The sequence below is a fragment of the Luteolibacter sp. SL250 genome (assembly GCF_026625605.1).
Lineage (GTDB): Bacteria > Verrucomicrobiota > Verrucomicrobiia > Verrucomicrobiales > Akkermansiaceae > Luteolibacter.
Genome location: NZ_CP113054.1, coordinates 3,559,195 through 3,577,761, shown reverse-complemented (window position 1 = coordinate 3,577,761; position 18,567 = coordinate 3,559,195). Strand labels below are relative to the sequence as shown.

At 62.6% G+C, this 18,567-nt stretch carries 18 protein-coding genes; 1 reads left to right on the top strand and 17 read right to left on the bottom strand.

Annotated elements, in window-relative coordinates; genetic code table 11:
* The 9 genes from OVA24_RS15570 to thrS all read right to left on the bottom strand — a co-directional run bounded on the left by OVA24_RS15570 (position 1) and on the right by thrS (position 7,457).
* Entirely contained in the window at positions 1-663 is a 663-nt protein-coding gene (locus OVA24_RS15570) for an HAD family hydrolase (RefSeq protein ID WP_267670859.1), read from the bottom strand.
* 17 nt (positions 664-680) lie between these two features.
* Positions 681-1,340 carry a translation initiation factor IF-3 gene (gene infC, locus OVA24_RS15565; RefSeq protein ID WP_267670858.1) on the bottom strand — a complete coding sequence of 220 codons (660 nt, stop codon included), beginning with the start codon at positions 1,338-1,340 and terminating at the stop codon, positions 681-683.
* 635 nt (positions 1,341-1,975) lie between these two features.
* Positions 1,976-2,356 carry a hypothetical protein gene (locus OVA24_RS15560; protein WP_267670856.1) on the bottom strand — a complete coding sequence of 127 codons (381 nt, stop codon included), beginning with the start codon at positions 2,354-2,356 and terminating at the stop codon, positions 1,976-1,978.
* A gap of 128 nt (positions 2,357-2,484) precedes the next feature.
* On the bottom strand, positions 2,485-2,961 hold the full coding sequence (locus OVA24_RS15555) for a VOC family protein (RefSeq protein ID WP_267670855.1): 477 nt from the start codon (positions 2,959-2,961) through the stop codon (positions 2,485-2,487).
* Positions 2,962-2,995: 34 nt separating this feature from the next.
* Entirely contained in the window at positions 2,996-3,481 is a 486-nt protein-coding gene (locus tag OVA24_RS15550) for a hypothetical protein (RefSeq protein WP_267670854.1), read from the bottom strand.
* 1 nt (position 3,482) lies between these two features.
* Positions 3,483-4,013, bottom strand: a complete 531-nt coding sequence (locus OVA24_RS15545; protein ID WP_267670853.1) for a hypothetical protein — start codon at positions 4,011-4,013, stop codon at positions 3,483-3,485.
* 491 nt (positions 4,014-4,504) lie between these two features.
* The gene (locus tag OVA24_RS15540; RefSeq protein ID WP_267670852.1) at positions 4,505-5,017 is read right to left on the bottom strand and encodes a hypothetical protein; all 513 of its coding nucleotides are present in this window, start codon (positions 5,015-5,017) and stop codon (positions 4,505-4,507) included.
* Positions 5,018-5,071: 54 nt separating this feature from the next.
* Positions 5,072-5,317: a hypothetical protein gene (locus OVA24_RS15535; protein ID WP_267670851.1), complete on the bottom strand. Its 246-nt coding sequence runs from the start codon at positions 5,315-5,317 to the stop codon at positions 5,072-5,074.
* 265 nt (positions 5,318-5,582) lie between these two features.
* Positions 5,583-7,457, bottom strand: coding sequence for a threonine--tRNA ligase (gene thrS / locus OVA24_RS15530; protein WP_267670850.1), 1,875 nt, complete (start codon positions 7,455-7,457; stop codon positions 5,583-5,585).
* A 126-nt stretch (positions 7,458-7,583) separates the two neighbouring features.
* Between thrS and OVA24_RS15525 the strand changes: the two genes are divergently transcribed.
* Positions 7,584-8,318: a hypothetical protein gene (locus OVA24_RS15525; RefSeq protein WP_267670849.1), complete on the top strand. Its 735-nt coding sequence runs from the start codon at positions 7,584-7,586 to the stop codon at positions 8,316-8,318.
* Between the two features lie 73 nt (positions 8,319-8,391).
* On the opposite strand, the gene dapF is transcribed toward OVA24_RS15525, so the two are convergent.
* The 8 genes from dapF to OVA24_RS15485 form a co-directional block, all read right to left on the bottom strand.
* A complete protein-coding gene (gene dapF / locus OVA24_RS15520) occupies positions 8,392-9,204 on the bottom strand; it encodes a diaminopimelate epimerase (protein ID WP_267670848.1) in 813 nt (270 codons plus the stop codon).
* A 22-nt stretch (positions 9,205-9,226) separates the two neighbouring features.
* Positions 9,227-9,619: a type II toxin-antitoxin system VapC family toxin gene (locus tag OVA24_RS15515; protein ID WP_267670847.1), complete on the bottom strand. Its 393-nt coding sequence runs from the start codon at positions 9,617-9,619 to the stop codon at positions 9,227-9,229.
* Entirely contained in the window at positions 9,616-9,864 is a 249-nt protein-coding gene (locus tag OVA24_RS15510) for a FitA-like ribbon-helix-helix domain-containing protein (protein ID WP_267670846.1), read from the bottom strand. Before OVA24_RS15510 ends, OVA24_RS15515 begins: the two co-directional genes overlap by 4 nt.
* A gap of 45 nt (positions 9,865-9,909) precedes the next feature.
* Positions 9,910-10,707, bottom strand: a complete 798-nt coding sequence (gene trpA, locus OVA24_RS15505; protein ID WP_267670845.1) for a tryptophan synthase subunit alpha — start codon at positions 10,705-10,707, stop codon at positions 9,910-9,912.
* A gap of 66 nt (positions 10,708-10,773) precedes the next feature.
* A complete protein-coding gene (locus OVA24_RS15500; protein ID WP_267670843.1) occupies positions 10,774-11,334 on the bottom strand; it encodes a type II secretion system protein GspG in 561 nt (186 codons plus the stop codon).
* Positions 11,334-12,767 carry a DUF1501 domain-containing protein gene (locus OVA24_RS15495; protein WP_267670841.1) on the bottom strand — a complete coding sequence of 478 codons (1,434 nt, stop codon included), beginning with the start codon at positions 12,765-12,767 and terminating at the stop codon, positions 11,334-11,336. Before OVA24_RS15495 ends, OVA24_RS15500 begins: the two co-directional genes overlap by 1 nt.
* Complete coding sequence (locus tag OVA24_RS15490; RefSeq protein WP_267670839.1) at positions 12,764-16,246, bottom strand: DUF1800 family protein; 3,483 nt, start codon at positions 16,244-16,246, stop codon at positions 12,764-12,766. Before OVA24_RS15490 ends, OVA24_RS15495 begins: the two co-directional genes overlap by 4 nt.
* Positions 16,247-16,349: 103 nt before the next feature.
* Complete coding sequence (locus tag OVA24_RS15485; RefSeq protein ID WP_267670837.1) at positions 16,350-18,491, bottom strand: AMP-binding protein; 2,142 nt, start codon at positions 18,489-18,491, stop codon at positions 16,350-16,352.
* Positions 18,492-18,567: the final 76 nt, after the last annotated feature.

Sequence of the window (18,567 nt, the reverse complement as noted above, 5' to 3'; positions counted from 1 at the left end):
TCAAGCCAGATGCTGGAGCGCCTCCTTCATCGAAGGGACGGTCACATCCGCTCCTGCGGCGGAAAGCTCCGTGACAGAGTAGCGGCCGGTGGCGACCGCGAGGCAGCGGGCGCCGATGGCGTGCGCGCAGGCGATGTCCTTCGGCGTGTCGCCGATCACCCAGGTCTCCGCTGGGAGAAAGGCGCGCGACGCATGCCGGGATGCCCGCTCAAGCGCGATGGGACCAAGCTGGTTGCGGTCCGCGTGGTCGCACCCGTAGGCCCCGAACGGAAAGTAGTGGTCCAGTCCGAAGTGGCGCATCTTCGAGGCGGCGCCACCGGAGATATTCCCCGTCAGCAGCCCGAGGGTGCAGTCCGGCCGGGAGGAAAGCTCCGTCAGGATCTCCGGCACCCCATCCAGCACCCTGCCGGGTAGTTCCGCGCCCGCCAGATTGCGGTCCAGGCACTCCAGATAGGTGCTGAAATAACACTCGATCCGCTCGGCGGTCGACTCCACGCCGAAGTGGGCATGGATCAGCGCGACAACGCCCAGATCCGTGCTTCCCGCCAGATCCAGCGGCGGACCTTCGTGGCCGAAAAGCCGCAGGCTCGCTTCCTGGAGCGCCTTCATGCCGGCACCGCTTGTATCCACAAGGGTGCCGTCAATGTCGAAAAGGTAGAGCATCAGGCCCGCTTCCGGACTCAGTTCTTCGCTTCCTCGGCTGCTTCCGCGGAGGGAGCGTCATCCGGGGATTCGTCCGGGATGTCGTCGAAGTCATCCTCGGCGTGGCCGCCTTCTTCATCCTCAAAGTCGTCTTCCTCCATCAGCTCGCCGTGGAAGAGGTGGAACTTCCTCTTCCGCTGGTGTTGCGGGAGAGGGGAGAGGATCATGGCGACGGCGCGGCCGTTCAGCTTCGGCGGTTGGTCCACCTGGGCCATCGTCTTCAGGTCCTCGATGATCCGGTTGAGCACGACGAAACCAAGGTCCTTGTGGGCGTTCTCACGGCCACGGAACTGGAGGACGAAGCGGCACTTGTGGTTCGTGTCCAGGAATCCCTCCGCACGGCCCAGCTTGATGTTGTAGTCGTGCTGGCCGGTGCCGACGCGGAATTTCACTTCCTTCATCCGGGTGGAGGCCTTCGACTTCTGCTTCTTCAGCTTCGCCTGCTCATACTTGTACTTCCCGTAGTCGATGATCTTGCAGACCGGCGGGTCCGCCTGACCGGCGATCTCGACCAGGTCGAGACCCAGCGACTGGGCTTTGTAGAGGGCGTCGCGTGAACTCATCACGCCGAGCTGGTCGCCGTTGGCGAGCACGACGCGGACGCGTGGGGCGCGGATTCGGTCGTTGACCCGCGTCATGTCGCGGTAACGACCCCTGTTTTGGTCTCTGTTTGGCTTAGCGATGGCTTTGTCCTCCGGTGGGTAGATGCGACGTTCCGGAGCGCGCCTTGGCGTGGCCGATGCACGGGGCCGGGACGAAGAGTGGCAGGGAACGGTCCTGATGTCCGGTCATAGATGACGCGCGACGGAAACACGCCGGTTGCTGGAACCGGTGTTCAGGTTGATGATGGGGCGTTCCTGGAAAATCATGGGGCGGCGTGAGGCCGTTTGACGCGTCTTTCCGTCATCCGGAGATCCGGCAGCGCATCTTGATCGATGTAAATACGGGAGAATCACCCGCCCCGCAAGCCGGAAATTTCTGGGGACAATGGCATTTCGGTAGCGGAATGGCTGCGCCATTCCGGCCGGGTGGACTTGCCTCTCTCCTTCCGGGTCCGGTTTCTTCTTTCGACCCGTCTTTGCCATCCGCTCTGTAATCTGGCGCTGCAGGAAGAAGGCTGGTCCACACAACCGTCGTGGCGCAGCCACGCCGCTACATTCCCGAGAGTGGTGATGCCTCTCACCCCCGGGTGCCATTTCTTTCAAAAAGCCCATCCCGGCCTTACCCGTCCTCTGCTGCGCGCTCCACCCCGGCGATGTCGATTTCCACCATTTCACACATGGCTTCCATCGCCCGGCGGGCGCGGTAACTGGGGCGATGCGCTTGATTCCTGCAGGTTGCGATAATGCTCTTCCAGAAATTTGTTATAGCTCCGGAGAGAGCGAACGGACTTCGTGATGGAAAGTGTGAGGATCGCGGTTGATGAACCAGCCAGTCCCACCCATGCGATCGTCCTTCCGAGAAACTGGTCGAGAATGCAGACTCCGAGGCATCCGATAGCGATGAAAATCAGCAAGTCCGGGACAAAGGCTATTCCAGCATTCGGCTTTCTCCCGTGAAGAATATGAACACGGTTTGCTTCGTGGATCGCTGCGGGAATTGTCGTGAAGAGGACGACGGCCGCGAGGAAAGCGGTTGTCAGGTAAAGGAACATCGGGGGCAATAGTTACATGGATGGTATATTCGCCAGGGCGCATGCCTGGTCCCGTTGGAGGGTGGAACTCATAGGTCTTGGCTGGATCTCGGGAGGGACTGGGAACCATCGGTGGAGGGAACCATTCCTCACTTCCCATCCGCCGCCCGCTCCACCCCGGCGATGTCGATCTTCACCATCTCGCACATCGCCTCCATCGCCCGCCGCGCGCGGTCGCGGTCGGAGTCGCCGATGAGTTCCATCAGTCGGGTGGGCGTCACCTGCCAGAAGACGCCCCAGCGGTCCTTCAGCCAGCCGCAGGCGATTTCCTTTCCGCCATCCGCGGTCAGGGCGGTCCACAGGCGGTCGGTTTCCTCCTGCGTCTCGCAGGCGATCAGGAAGGAAACCGCCTCCGTGAACTGGAAGCCCGGGGTGTTGAGCGCGAGGTATTTCGTGCCCGCCAGCGTGAACTCCACCATCAGGACGGTTCCGGGCGCTCCGCCCTCCGTCTCCATCGGAGAATGCGTGATCCGGTCGATCCTCGAATCCGGCAGCAGGGAAACATAATACCGGGCGGCTTCCTCGGCGCAGCCGTCGAAGGACAGAAATGGCGTTACCTTTTGCATGGGTTGTTTCTGTTGGGTTTCAGTCGTTCACCGCTCAGAAAGCGGATCGGAGCAATGTGGAAGCGTGTGAAGGGTCTTCCATGAAAAACATGATCCAGTCGGGAATCCGCCCGGTCAAGAGGGCGATGGGTTCCCGTAGATAGGAATGGCCGGGAAGGTCCCGGGCGAGCAGGTTTGCCACCACGTATTTCGTGTGGGCGAACCCGGTGATCCTGGCCGCACCCGGCAGGGTGTGGTGGGAGGCTCCAACGTAAAGTTGGCCTCGATCACCGAAGGGTTGGTCCAAGCCATTGGAAAGGCAAAGGGTGACCACCGTCTTGTTTGGTCGATGCACTTCGATGGCCATGCTCCCTCCATCTCCAAAGGACGTCCATGCGCAGGTCGCGGAGTCATCCAGATACCTCAATGAAGGATGAGCCTGGCGCTGATCAATTTCCGGGTAGGGTCTGAAGCACCAGATCATGCCGCCGAGCACCACCAGTGCGAATGCTGTGAGGGAGATGATCTTTCTACGCCTCATGTCATTCCAATCCTCCAATCAACTCGTGCCTGAAAATCGACTCCCCGAAAAGCTCGGAACCCAGAATGAGGTGCTTCCTGATGTTGTCCCGCTCGCTGTCGCTCCAAGATGGGATGTAGTGCTGTCCCGGAGGCGTCATGGCTGGAAAATTGTTACCATGAAAAAGTTTGTCATACTCGGCGTCCAGCGAGGAATCGCTATCGAGATAAGCAGAACCTCTGTCGCCGACACTCCGCGCCACATCAACGTAAAGATTCCATGCCGTAAGGAAACTTCCGCAGTCGATCTCCAGTTTTCCGGATGATCGGCAGGAAGCCTCAACGGAATCAAGATCTTGCAGGATGGGTGACTCGATTTTCAGTTGGCCATGAACCAATCTCGGGAATGCCGATTCGAGGGATTCGGTGGATGCGAAAGTAGGGACCTTGTAGTGCTCGTCGGCAAATACCCCATCACGGTCATCGCTGAACCAGATGAGATGGCGCTCCGCTCCGCGAAACCGGAAAAGGCAATCATAGTACTCACGGGACATGATGGTTGGGGCTTGTGGCAAGGGTGAATCAGGCTGTCGGTTCGGGGCGGTTTCCCGCCTTCGCTGCGGCGTTGGATGGGCAGATCCTGGCTTTGGCCCCCCGGTTGGAACAGAAAGACCAGACCCATGATGGGAAATAACATCCCGATGATCATGCCGTAGGTGAAAGTCGTTCCGAGATCCCGTGATCGTTTTCCGAGCGCCATTCCCCACACGGGATATAGACAATAGATGAATAGTGAAATGGCCGGCGTTTGGGAGATCCGCGCGACGAACGAAATAGCGACCGCCAGTAAGAACAATGCCAAGGTGGCGATGAACAATTCGCATCTGGAAAAGCTGCCTGATGGCGAAATGAACCTGAGAAGTCCGTCGGATGACTTTCGGAAACCTCCAGAGGGGCTTGGAGCGGGCGGGAGATCCGGCGGATTGGTTCGGGGAGGATCGTATGGGGAATCGGTCATGTGCGGGTGATTGTCGTGCGGGAAGAATCAGTTTTCCGGCTTTTTCAAGGTGTCTGTCCCCGCTGGTTGGATTTTGTGCTTCGAGAGGTGATAGGTGTAATAGAAGCCTCCGTCATCAAGTGGGAAATCGTAGTCGTGATAGACGTAGCATCGGTCCAGGATCTCCTTTCGGATCGTGAAATCGATGAAGCCCCGTCGCTTGGGAGGGGATTCCCAAAGGTAGGTTGATTCGCCCAACCGGGCAACGGATTGAACATATTTCGGGGGCGCTTCGCCCCACACAATGGATCGGAATTCCAGTTTTTTGGTTTCAATGCTCTCGTTAGCGACAACCAGCCAGTAGGATAGTCCGTCATCCACGTATGGGATTCTCACATCGATGAAATCCGGATCCTTTTCATTCACTCTGAGAGTGGGCCGGTACTTCGCGTGTTCTCCCCTATAGCTATCTTCATGGAGCACCATGAACTGTGAGAAAATCGCGTGAGCCGGGAGTGCTGTGAGGCTGATGGCGGCGGCTATGGCGAGCAGGGCTTTCATGGTTGTCGGTGTTCTGGGGGAAGGATGAGCCGTGAAGGGAAGATTCATGTTCCGTCAATATTCCATGAGCCTGAGAATATAGAGCTTCTCCGCGTGGTCGCGCACATCGAGGAAGTATTGTTCCCCACATCCCCGGCATTCGGCCGGATGGTATCTGTCGAAGCCACGCTTGTTTTCGATGGCACTGGCCAATACCGCGTATCCGCAATCCATGCAGTTGAACGCGACATGCGGACCGCATGCGTCGGCGTCCGCCTGATCGCCGTTGTCGTCCAGCAGGAGGAAATTGGTGAAATCCATCTCCCATGCTCGGGGATAGGTCGGTGGGAATCAAGCAACGAGAAGGGGATGAAGGCACAGCTTCCTGATAAGCAGGTAGGGACTTGATGGCCGCTGTCGATGGGTAGCGAACCTCGTGAGAGATTCGGCTGGGAAGACGTCCATCAAGAAACAAGCTCCGGGCGTGGACAGACTTCCCCCCAGCCGGAAGTCTCACGACTTCCGCTACCCCAACGCTTGGCCGCGTGGGACCGAGCGCGTTCAGAAGGATACGAGGGCGTTCTTTTTACAGCGACCGCGCACGGATCTCCTCCACGATGGACGCGATGACCTCGTCCACCGGCTTGGTGCCGAGGTCGTCCTTGTCGCGGTGGCGGACGGAGACGGTGCCTTCCTCCACCTCACGCGCACCGAGGACGAGCATGTAGGGCACGCGCTCCAGACGGGTGTTGCGGATCTTCGCGCCGATCTTGTCGGAACTGCGGTCGATGGTCACGCGCACGCCGGCGTCCGCCAGCTTTGCGGTGAGTTCTTCCGCGGCTTCCAGCGTCTTGTCGGAAATCGGGAGGACGCGGACCTGCTCCGGGGCGAGCCATGCCGGGAACTTGCCCTCGAAGTGCTCGATGAGCAGGCCGGTGAAGCGCTCCAGCGAGCCGAACGGCGCGCGGTGGATCATCACCGGGGTGTGCGGCTGGTTGTCCGGGCCGATGTAGGAAAGCTTGAAGCGCACGGGCAGGTTGTAGTCCACCTGCACGGTGCCGAGCTGCCAGTCGCGGCCGATGACGTCCTTCACCACGAAGTCGATCTTCGGTCCGTAGAAGGCGGCCTCGCCGAGTTCCTCGGTGTAGTCCACGCCCAGGGTCTGCACGGCATCGCGCAGGGCGGCCTCCGCCTTGTCCCAGTTCTCCGGGGAGCCGACGTATTTGTCGGACGACGGATCACGGAGGGAGAGGCGCACGCGGTATTCGTGCATGCCCAGGGTATTGAGGACTTTCTTCACCAGGTCCAGGCAGCCTTTCACTTCCTCCGCCACCTGGTCCGGCGTGCAGAAAAGGTGGGCGTCATCCTGGGTGAAGCCGCGGACGCGGGTCATGCCGCCCAGCTCGCCGGACTGCTCCCAGCGATAGACCGTGCCGAACTCCGCCAGACGCACCGGCAGGTCGCGGTAGGAGTGGTGGTCGCTGGCGAAGATCTTGATGTGGTGCGGGCAGTTCATCGGCTTCAGCAGGTAACCTTCGTAGGTTCCCTCGTTGAGGCCGTTGATGAGCGTGGCGCAGGTGGCGTCCTCATCGGCCAGCTTTTCCAGCACGTCCCGCTCCGGGATGGCCGGATACTGGCTTTCCTGGTAGTAGGGGAAGTGGCCGGAGGTGCGGTAGAGGTCCAGCTTGCCGATGTGCGGGGTGAAGACCTGGGAGTAGCCCTGCTTGTCCAGCTCCTGGGTGATGAACTCCTGCAGGGAACGGCGGACGAGCGCGCCCTTCGGCTTCCAGAGGATGAGGCCCTGGCCGACGGCTTCGTCGATGTGGAATAGCCCCAGCTCCTTGCCCAGGCGGCGGTGGTCGCGCTTCTTCGCTTCCTCCAGACGGTTGAGGTGTTCCTCGAGCAGTTCCTTGCTTTCGAAGGCGGTGCCGTAGAGCCGCTGGAGCTGGCCCTTCGACTCATCGCCCATGTAGAAGGACGAGGAGACGGACATCAGCTTCGTGTTCTTGCACTTCGCCGTGTAGCCCACGTGCGGGCCGGCGCAGAGGTCGATGAATTCCCCGTTCTGGAAGCAGGAGATTTCCTCGCCTTCCGGGATCTTGTCGATGAGGTCCAGCTTGAAGCGGGACGGATTCCCCGGGCGCTCCGACAGGCCGCCGAGGCGTCCGCTTTCGGCCATCGCCTTCGCTTCCTCGCGTGAAATGACCTTGCGCTCGAACTTCTGGTTCTCCTTCGCGATCTTTTTCATCTCCGCCTCGATCTTCTCGAAGTCATCCGGCGTGACACGGTGCTTCATCTCGAAGTCGTAGTAGAATCCGCTCTCGATCGGCGGACCGTAGGCAAACTGGGCGTCCGGCCAGATGCGGAGGATGGCGGTGGCCATGACGTGCGCTGCGGAATGGCGGAGCCGTTCCAGGTCGGTCATCTGGTTGCGTTCGTCGAGAGTCTTGCGTTCGGACATGGCGGGCGGAAATTGGATGCTCGGGGGCCGGGGTTCAATACTGAACCTCAGGGGACGGTGGATAAAGTGCGGGTTTCAGCGGGGCAAATCCCTTGCGGCCCGCCGGATGGGGGGTAGGGTGGAGGCATGAAACCAGGTACCTCGTTTCTTTTTTGTGCATTCGCCACCGTATTGGGATTGCTGGCCCCGGCCGCGGATGGAGCTTCGCTGGTGACCTATGGGTTCGGAACATCAGGGACCGATGTGGTCCTTGATCCCACCATGACGGTCGGCGGAGTGTCCGCCTCCGCATTGGCGGCCGCAAGCGGTGCGATCACCCTGCAGCGGAGCGGGGTAACCCTTGGTACATCCAGTCCCAGCGCACTGGGAGTATCCGGCAGCGGGCTGAACTCGACCGAGGCATTTGCCATCGGGGCCGGACGTTATTTTTCCTTCACCCTCACTCCCGGGTCCGGGCAGATGCTTACCTTGGAAAAGCTCACGATGAACGCGAACATCGGAGGCCAGAACACCGCGCCGAACTTCTCGCTGCGGTTGGACACGGGGAGTGGATTCAACACCGTGGCGACCGGCCTGGTGACCGCGGAAAGCGGATCGTCAGGCAGCCCTTTCAATGCGTTTGATCTGGCGTTTTCGGAAACCACCCCCGGTGCCCTGTCAAATCTGACGGGAACGGTCACCTTCCAGATGGTCTTCTACAACGCGGTGGCCGATCCGCTTCCTTCCGGATGGTCGAGCTGGGTGAGGATCGATGACCTTTCGATCCATGGAGTGGTTTCCCCGATCCCGGAGCCGGGGTCAGCGATGCTGGGGCTGCTGGGAGCGGGCTGTATGCTGGCCCGCCGCGCGAGGAGACGCTGAAAACCGGAGACGGTGACGTTTCTCCGCACCGGATGCCCGGTGCGGACGGAGTGGTGGATTCCAGGCTGCGGGCTCAGATCTCGATCTCGCCTTCGAAGACGAAATCCGCCGGACCGGTGAGGGTCACGTTGGTGAAGGTCCGGTCGCCGGTTTTCTCGAAGCCGATCTCCAAGGTGTCGCCGCCTTCCACATCCACCTTGATGGGGGACGGGTCGCCGGAGAGCAGGTGGTGGATCAGCGCGCAGGCGACCATGCCGGTGCCGCAGGCCAGGGTCTCATCGTCCACGCCGCGCTCATAGGTGCGGATGGCGATGTGCCCCGGCTCCAGCGCCTTGGCGAAGTTCGCGTTGGTACCGGCAGGAGAAAAGTCGGCATGGCGGCGGATGTCGCGGCCGTGGTTGAAGACGTCGAGGTTGTCGAGGTCGTCCACGAACGCAACCGCATGGGGAACGCCCGTATTCACGAAATGAACGTCCGCATCCAGGCCGGAGACGCGGGTGGGGGTGTTGAGGCGCAGGTCCTTCGGTTCGGACATGGCGATGCGGACATCGTCACCGATCATTTCCGCGGCGAGCGTTCCGGCGATGGTTTCGAAGGTCACCTTGTCCGGCACTTCTTCGGTGAGGTGGGCGGTGAAGCGGCCGAAGCAACGGGCACCGTTTCCGCACATCTCCGCTTCGCCACCATCGGCGTTGTAATAGCGGAACTTGTAGTCCGCACCCTTTTCAGCCGGTTCCACGGCCAGCAGACCGTCCGCACCGATGCCACGGTGGCGGTCGCAGAGGGCCTCGATGGTTTCGGTGTCCAGGTTCGTTTGCAGGTCGCGGTTGTCGATGACGATGAAGTCATTGCCGGCGCCGTTCATTTTGTAGAAGTGGAGGAGCATGCGGAAGTGGTGGAATTAAAGATCAGGGTTGGGCGCGAAGCAACTGCGGGATGTGGTCGAAATGCGCGTCTGAGGTGCAGAGCCAGAACTGATGCTGGAGGGCGATGGCGGCGATCCACAGATCATTGGCCGGGATCGGAGTGCCCTGGAGCCGGAGTTGGAGATGAAGTTGGGAATAGTAAAGGGTGGTCTGCAGGTTCGGGGCCACCACGCGAGCAGTGGGTTTCGAGAGGAAACGCTGGAGATCGAGTTCGTTCCTCTCCCTCTTGCCGCCACTCATAAAGCCGGCGCGAAGTTCACCGATCACGATGACGGACAGATAGACCTCGGAGGCGGATTCCGTGGCGGAAAGCCATTTCCCGGAACGCCGTAGATCGGAATAGGCGTTGGTGTCCAGAAGGATGCTGCGGTTCATTGCCAATCCTCCGGATCGATGCGGTCGAAATCCTTCATCGCTTCATCGAAGGCGGGATCTTCGATCCATGTGCCGACGAACTCCCGGAAGTCCGTATTGACGGATGCGTTTTTTTTGACGGAGTCCTCCGACAGCTTCTCGATGACCAGCGCGTTGAGGGATTTTCCGGTGGAGGCGGCTTCCTTGCGAAGTGCCGCATCGACCTCTTCCGGAATGCCTCGGATGGTGTATTGCATGCCTTTCATGCCTGCATGGTAGGCGGAAAATGCAGGCAGGTCAAATCCCGTGGTTCAGGCACCCTTCGTAGCCGCAATGAGCGGGGCGGTGAACCCGCAGACCGCGCGGGCGGCGTCCATGGGGTTCAGTTCCACCTGCTTCACGATCGCGGAGCCGACGATGACGCCGTCCGCGGTGGCGGCGACCATCGCGGCCTGGTCCGGGGTCGTGATGCCGAAGCCGACGCAGACGGGGGTGTCGGTGAACTGTTTGATGTTCTCCACCTGGGCGGAAATGTTTGCGGACGGGGCGACGTGCGCACCGGTCACACCGGTGCGGGAGAGCGCGTAGATGAAGCCTTCGGAGGATTCCGCCAGCATCTTGATCCGCTCCTGCGGGGTGGTCGGTGCGATCAGGCGGATCGCCTTCAGGCCGTGCATGTTCGCAAATTCGTCGCTCAGCTTCGCCTCGTCCGGTGGCAGGTCCAGCAGGAGGATGCCGTCGGCACCGGCTTCCGCCGCGTCCTTGTGGAATTTCTCGAAGCCGTAGGTGAAAATCGGGTTCAGGTAGGTGAAAAGAACGATGGGCGTCTGGTGCGTCTCACGGAATTTCCGGATCAGTTCCAGCGAGCGGGCGGTGGTCATGCCGGACTTCAGCGCGCGGTCGGCCGCCATCTGGTTGACGATGCCATCCGCCAGCGGGTCGGAGAACGGCAGGCCGAACTCGATGATGTCCGCACCTTCGTCCGCAAGTCCACGGATGATCTCCAGGCTGCCATCGAAATCCGGATCACCCGCGGCGATGTAGGCGATGAAGGCTTTCTGGTTCTTTTCCCGGAGGGCGGCGAAGGTGGTGTCGATGCGGTTCGGCATGCGCCGCGGAGCGTGACCGGTCCGGGCGGGAACGTCCAACACGGATCTCGGGAAATCGTCCGCTCCTCACTTCCCCGGGGCCACCAGATCGTCCGGCGTGTGGATTTCGCCATCCGGTCCCTTGCTGCGGATCTCCAGCCGGTCACGGGAGACGGCGTGGAACACGTAGGGATGCCCCCAGCGATCGGTCAGGTTCCCCTCGGGATCGAGCCGGGGGTGTTGCAGCGGGAACACCGGGAGCTTGCCGGGATTCGCGCCGCGCAGGGCATTCATGAAGTGGGCGTTGGTTTCCCCGGCGGGGAATGCGCCGAACTCCCGGCGGTAAATTTGGAAAAGCTCCAGCACCATCGCGATCTCCTTCTCCGGCGGTACTTTGGCGGAGCCGATACCGGCGGTCATGGGATTCGGAGGCACCTGGGCGAGTTCATCCGGCTGTGGTGGATGAAGGGCAATCCGCTGGGGAGAATGCGCCACCGGGGGAGGAGTGGCCGCCTTCGGGGAAGCAGGGGCATCCGCCGCGGGTGGGGCCGGAGCGGGCGGAACGTCCGTTTTCCGGAGAAGCAAGAACGCCACAGCCAGGATGACTGCCGTCAGGATCCCGGCAATGAGCAGGCGCGGACGGCTCATCACGCGAGGTTCATGAAGCCCATGTCCGGATTCGCGAAGCGGCCGATGTTCGGCAGCACCTGCGGTAGGTCCCCGACCGGCACGCCGAACCAGAGCGCCAGCGTGGCGGCCATCTCATCCGTGGAGACTTTCGGGATCCAGCTTCCGCGGCTGCCGGTATCGTCCGGGCCGTCGATCTCCAGCAGCGGGATGTGGCCGTAGAGGCGGCCGCCGTTCACCGCGCCGCCCACGATCATTTGGTGGCTGCCCCACGCATGGTCGGAGCCTTTGCCATTGCTGTTGTAGGTGCGGTTGAAATCGGACGCCGTGTACAGAGTGACGTTGTCGCTGATGCCCAGGGTCTTCGTCGCGTTGTAGAAGTCCGCGATGCCGTCGCTCAGTTCCTTCAGCAGCGCGTGGTGGTCCGGGAGCTGCGCGTCGTGGGTGTCGAAGCCACCAATGGCGGCGAAGAAGATCTGCCGCTTCATGCCCAGCGCCTGGCGGGCATGAATCATCCTGAGGATCATGCGGAGCTGGGCGGCCAGGTAGGTGACGGCACCCTCTTCCTCCGTCTGGCTCAGCGGAAAGGCGGCGTCCTCCGCCGGGAGGGGATTGGCCGCCAGCGCCGTCTTGAGCAGCGTGTCATTGGAAATCGCCCGTCTCACGATCTTCGAGTGTTCCTGCTCGAAGATGTGCCCGTAGCTGCGGGCGATCATCTGGTCGAAGGACTGGTACATCTCCTTCCGCGGCGACCAGTCGTCCCGGTAGTTGGCCAGACCGATGCTGCCGCCGGGGGTGACGTGGTATTGGGAGAATTTTTCGCCGACCTGGAAGTAGTTCGAGCCGGCGATGGAGACGTTCATCGAGATCTGGGAGTCCCCGTTGCCGGCGTGCAGCAGATCCTGCAGCCTGCCACCCCAGCCGACCGTGCGCGGGGAGTCCGGCACGGACGTCTGCCACTGCATCTGCTGGTCGTTGTGGGAAAAGAGATAGGGCGGGATGGCCGCGCCGCCGGAGAGATACTCCGCCTTGGTGATCGGACCGACGAGTGTGCCGACGTTGCAGACCATCGCCATCTTCTGCTCACTGAAGACGGAGTGGAGGGCACCCATCGCCGGGTGCAGGCCGAACTGGCGGCCATCGTCGTTCGGGATGCTGAGGGGCAGCAGGTCGTCCCGGTTGAGCGCCAGCACGCCGCGGTCCCGCTGGTAGGCGGCGTAGGCGGTGGTATCGCGTGGGACCAGCAGGTTGTTCGCGTCATTGCCGCCGTAGAGGAACAGGCAGATGAGGCTCTTGTGGTCATCCAGGGTGGGTGGGATGCCCTGTGCCTGCAGGGAGGCATTGAAAAGGCGCAGCGTGCCGAGCGTGGACATCACCCCCGTGAGGCCGAGCCCCGCGCAAGCAGCCTGGCCGATGAACTGGCGGCGTCCGGGATGGGGTGGGGTGTCTTTCATTTCTGGACGAAGAACTCAGGTGAATTCGCGATGAGGTAGATGGCCATCCGCGCGCGCTCTCCCTGCCGGGAGGCGGAGTGGTCGATCCAGCCGGGCAGGGCGGCGTAAGCGGCGAGGATCTCCGCACGCAGGGCGGGGCTCATCTTGCCGAAAAGCATGCGGTCGTTCAGGTGGTCGAGCAGGAGGCCCTGCGCTTCCACCGGCGTCTTACCCGGCGTGTTGAGGATGGCGACCAGTTCGGAGAAGTTGAAGTGGAGGACGATGTTGGAGTCCTCATCCTCCGGCTCGGAAACCCACAGCCCCCATTCCATCGCACCGAGGAAGAAGTTCGCCTGGCGGATGGCGGTGGTTTCGGAAAAGATCTGGAACTCCGGCGAAATCAGGCCCGCCTCCCCGATGGGGCCGGAGCTGGAATAGCCGGGCGAGTAGAAGTTGAAGACGGACGGCGCGTTGAGCGGGGACTGCTCCGGGAAGTGGTAATCCAGGTTCAGGAACAGGCGGTTGTCGCCCTGCGCGGCGCGCGGACGGTCGATGGGGACCAGCCGCAGCAGACGGGTGGCGCGCATCAGTGGTTCGGACGGCTTGCCGTAGCTGAAGGAGTTCCGTGCTTCCGGAGCGCGGGCTTCATGGTCGAGCAGCACCGCCTTGATCGTCGCGCCCAGATCGCCGCGCACGCCGCTGCCGTTGTCGTTGAAGACGCTGGCCACGCGGTGGATGTAGCCGGGGCTGGGATTGCTGGTGACGAACTTCTGGATCAGGTGCCGCGCCATGAACGGCCCGACGTTCGGGTGATTGAAGATCGTATCGAGCGCCATGGTCATGCGCTGTTCGCCGTCGAGTGAGCCTGGGATGGTGACGCCACCGAGGATGCGGCGGTCCTGCCGGTCGTGGAACTCCGGATAGAAGCTCATCGGTCGCAGGGGATCGCTGCCCCACTGGAACCAATCGAGCCGCCCGGCAAGTGCGCCATCCCAGTCCCAGTGCGGCGGGTCCTCCGGGTCATAGTGGGCGCCCCAGCCGGTGAAGACGTGCGCGAGGCCCACGGTGTCCTCCTGGGTGTAGGTGGGGATGGGCAGGCCGCGTGAATCCAGCTTCAGCGAGCCGTCCGTGTGGCGCATGCTGAGGCCCACGGAGAAAAGCTGCATCACCTCCCGGGCGTAGTTTTCATCCGGCTGGTGGCCGGTGACGGGATCCGGCTTCTTGTTGCGGGCCATGCTGAGGTAGGTGCCCATCATCGGGCTTTTCGTCACCTCATCCAGCAGCTCGCGGTAGTTGCCGAGGGCGTGTTTCACCAGGATGTCATAGTACATCGCGGTGCCTTCGTATTCGATGTCCAGCGCGCTGTTCTGGGAGATGACGAAGATCTCGCTGAGGGCGAATGCCACCCGCTGGCGGAGCTGGTCCGGTGCATCCACCGCGGTCTGCCACCATGCCTCCAGCCGCGGACCCTGCCAGCCACCGCCGGTGCTGCCGCGCGCCAGCCATTCATCACGGCGCTGGCGCATGAGCGGCAGGTGCCAGGTCGGCGGGAGTGCGATCTGCGCATCGATCCACTGCGGGAACGACTGCGTCTCCAGCGTGGTGAGAGCCGCCGCATTCGGGCCGAAAGTTGCCTGGGTGAGGAAGCGGGCGGCCTCCGCGACATCCGCCGCCATCTCCGGCGCGGCGGGCGGCGTGGCCGGTTGCGGCATCAGATCCCAGCCGGGTGCGGGCAGCAGGCGGCCCACCAGTTCCACCGTGCCGGGTGTGCCACTGAGGACCCGGACCCACAGGCGGTTGGCATCCAGCGCGCCGATGATCTGCTGGCGGGTGAATTCCCCTGCGGGCGGAAAGTCCCACGGCAGGCCCGGCACCTGGGCGAGCGGGAAGGTGAACACCGCCGGGCCGGAAACCCCGTCATCGGAAATGAAAATCTCCGCACCGCTCTGCACATTGCCAAGCCCGCCGAAGCCCAGGCTGGTCTGCCCGGTGAGGGCATTGCCGCTGCGGGTCACCGCCGCCACGCCGGTCCCTGCGGATGGAGTGGAACCAGTCCCTCTCAGTTGGGCGATGAAAAGCACATCCGGACTGTCGTCGATCTGCACGGTCGCGCTGGCCGGGACGCCGAGCGTGAATCCCGTTCCCGGCTGCAGGGTGATGGTCACGTTCTCCTGGGGCTCCACCTCGCCGTCGGCAACTGGGGTGACAGGGATCTTCACCGAACGCGCTCCCGCAGGAATGGTCACGCTGCCGGAGAGGCTGAGGTAGTCCGTGGCGGCCTGCGCTGTGCCGGAGACGGTGTAGTGGACTGTCAGCGGCTCGATCCCACCCGCGCGGAAGATGATGAACTCCGCCGGGCTGGCGGTGCTTTCATAGCCGCGCGCGACGGACACGCCGAGGTTGACGCTGCTGGGGCTGGCGAGCGTCTTCTTCGCCGCGTCCAGGTCTGCGACCCGTGGAGTGGTGGTGGCATTGGATGGATCGAGGCCCAGCACGCGTTCCTCGTAGTCGGTCAGACCGTCGCCGTCGCTGTCCGCATCGGAAACCTCCATCCGCGAGAACAACCTGTCGGCTCCCATCTCCGCGAGGGATTGGCCGGTCGATGACAACACGCTGCCGGCGATGATCTCCTTTCCGCCCGCCGCCATCGACGGCCGCTGCCATGCGACCGAAAGATTGTCACCACCATCCCCCTCCACCTGATAGACTTCGAAGTAGTAAGGTGTGTTCGCCGTCAGCGTGATGGCGGCCGATGTCTGCGACGGGAATTTGTCCCACTGCTGGTGGGACGTCCACTCGGACACGGACGCGATCTGCCTCTTGTTGGCCACACTCTTGTCAGTGGAAAGCCACAGCTCGGACTGGTCGTCGCTGGCGATGAAAAACTGGTACGTTCCGGTCTCCGGTGGGATGATCCAGCCATGGATCCACTGGCCGAAAAACGCCTTGTCCGGGGAAGTCTGCGGGATATCGAGCGCGGTCAGCCTGCCGCGGGTGGATGGCGGGGTCTGGTTCGCCACCCGGTCCTTGATCTGGGACAGCCCCCAGCCGGGGAGTTGCTCCCATACCAGATGCTCCACGCCCCCGGAGGTGAATGCCGTCGCCCGGTCGATCGTGAGTTCCATCTCCTCTCCTGTGCCGACCACCACCGGGCCGAAGGGAGCCCACGCGCTGAGGTCGGTGGAGAAGAGCGGCTGGTATCTGACCCCGGCCACACTGTTCCAGACCTGCTTGAGGGTGTCCGGCTGGACCTCGAACCGTTCGACTTTCGGATGGCTGTTGCCATCGAGCGGATCCGTTCCCGCGATGGATTCCAGCAGGTTGCTGAAACCATCGTGGTCCGGATCTTCGGAAGGGATGAGGGATTTGCCGAAGGCCGCCTGCCAGACGTCGCTCATCCCGTCGCCATCCGCATCGATCTTTCCCCAACCCGTCGAGACGAAAGCCAGGCACAGGATCGGCAGGGCGGCCTTGGGATGCGGGTAGGTTCCTCCGAACATGAAAGCGGTCTTCCAGCGACGCGGGATTAAACCCCGGCATCCCTGCCGTGGTCAAACCCTGTTAGCTTGCGTTTTTGTCAGGGAACCCTTTGCGGGCGGAGCCTCAGCGGTTGTTGGCGAGTTCCTCGCAGCCCTTGATGTCGAGCTTGCCGGAGGCCAGCACCGGGATCTCCTTCACCGGGATGATCGCCTTCGGGCACCACAGGGAGGAGAGGCCCTGATCCAACAGCTTGTAGCGGAGGTCGATGCACTCCTGCTCCAGCGCCGGTCCGGAGATGGTGGAGAGCAGCAGGATCGCCTCGCCCTTCTGCTCGTCCGGCACGCCGACGATGGCGATCTTCCGCTCCGCTTCGGAGTCGAGGCCCAGCACCTTGGCGATGGCGCCTTCCACCGTTTCGTGGGGGACCATCTCCCCGGCGATCTTCGAGAAGCGGGAAAGGCGGCCCTCGATGTAGAGGAATCCGTCCTCGTCCACGCGGCCGACGTCGCCGGTGCGGAACCAGCCGTCCACCAGCACCTCGGCGGACTTCTTCGGCTGGTCGAGGTAGCCGGGGAAAATATTCACGCCGCGGAACCAGATGATGCCCTGTTTGTTGAGCGGTATGTCATCGCCGGTGGCGGCGTCGGTTAGCTTCACGGCCAGGCCGGGCAGCATCTGGCCGACGGATCCGTTGCGGGTGGATGGCAGTGCGGGAACGCCGGAAGCACCCTGGAGGTCCGGCAGGTTGACGTTGGTGGCGGGGGACGTTTCGGTGAGGCCGTAGCCCTCCTGCGGGCGGATGCCGAACTTCGACTCGAACGCATCGGCCAGGGACTGCGGCAGCTTCTCAGCCCCGGTGACCACCATCTTGAGGGAGGCAAGCTGGGCCGGTTCGATGCGCTTCATGTAGCCCCGCAGGAACGTCGGCGTCGCCAGCAGCAGGTCCACCCCGTGCAGGCCGATGAGTTCCGCCAGCCGCTTCGTCTCCAGCGGGCTGGGGTAGGTCACCAGGTTGATCCCCTCAATGCACGGGAACCACAGCGTCACCGTGCAGCCGAACGAATGGAAGAGGGGCAGGGAACCGAGGATGGACGACTTCGGCGGCAGGTTCAGGCGGGTGGCGAACTGGCAGACGTTGCCCAGCACGTTGCGCTGGGTCAGCACCACGCCCTTCGGCTCTCCGGAGGAACCGGAGGTGAAAAGGAGGAGCGCCTCGTCATTGTCGCGGCGCTTGTTGAGGCCCAGCATGCCACCCAGCACGGATGCGGGCAGCACCTTGGAAAGCAGCACCCATTTCACGATCTGCTTCTTGAGGGTGGGCAGCGTCCGCTCGATGAAGATCAGGTCGCGGTTCGGCGGCCAGGGGAAACTGGAGACCTTCCGGACAAAGGGATCCGCGGTGATGAAACGGTCCACACCTGCCTGGCGGATGGACGACTTGATCGCCTCATGCCCCGCGGTGAAATTGAGGTTCACCGGTGTCTTTCCGGCGAAGATGACGGCGAGGTTGGCGATGAGGCCCGCCTTTCCGGGCGGCAGGACGATCGCCACCCGCGGCTTGTCCGTTTCTTCCTGGATATGCTTCGAGAAGGCGATGGCTGCGCCGAGGATCTTGTCGAAGCCCAGCTCGGAATCGTCGGAACCATCCAGCACCTTGTGCTTCGTGGCGTGCTTCTTCAGTCCCTGGAGCAGGACCATCGCCAGCGACTTCTTGAAAAGCGACCGGGAGGAATAGGCGGCCTCGAACGCGGTCAGGAGGCTCTGCTGGTAGGCCGCCACACTCGCTTTTTCCGCGGGGATCGGCTCGCCGATGGAGATCACCGCCTGCGGCAGGGAGGAGCTGCTCTCGATGGAAAGGTGGGAGTCCCGGGGCGTGTCGATGGCGATGGGAACGATGGGCAGTCCAAAGGCGGCCAGGGCCTTCAGGTGCGCGGACGGGATGTGGCATGCGCTGCCCACCCGCACCTTCGCCTTGCCCGGGACGTGGATCAGCACGCCGCCGTTGTCGAGGAAGCACTTGAGCTGGTTGCCTGCCGCCGCCGGGGCGGTGTCCGCGGCGGAATACATGGCACCGGACCCGGATTTCTCGAGATGGGAGCGGATCGCCGGTTCCAAGGTGGCGTGCTCCTCGATCAGCCAGGTGATCTTCCGGCCGGAAAAGAGTTTTTCGATCGGTGCAAGATGCTGGGAATCAAGGCGACCCGAAATAACGAGGGCGCCTGATTGCGGGAGGCGCGATTGGTTGAGGATCTGGATGGAGGACATCGTGAAAGTGACTGAGGTGGAACAATGAATCTGTTCCACGGCAATTCACGCGGATTTTACCCTCGGTGACACGGTT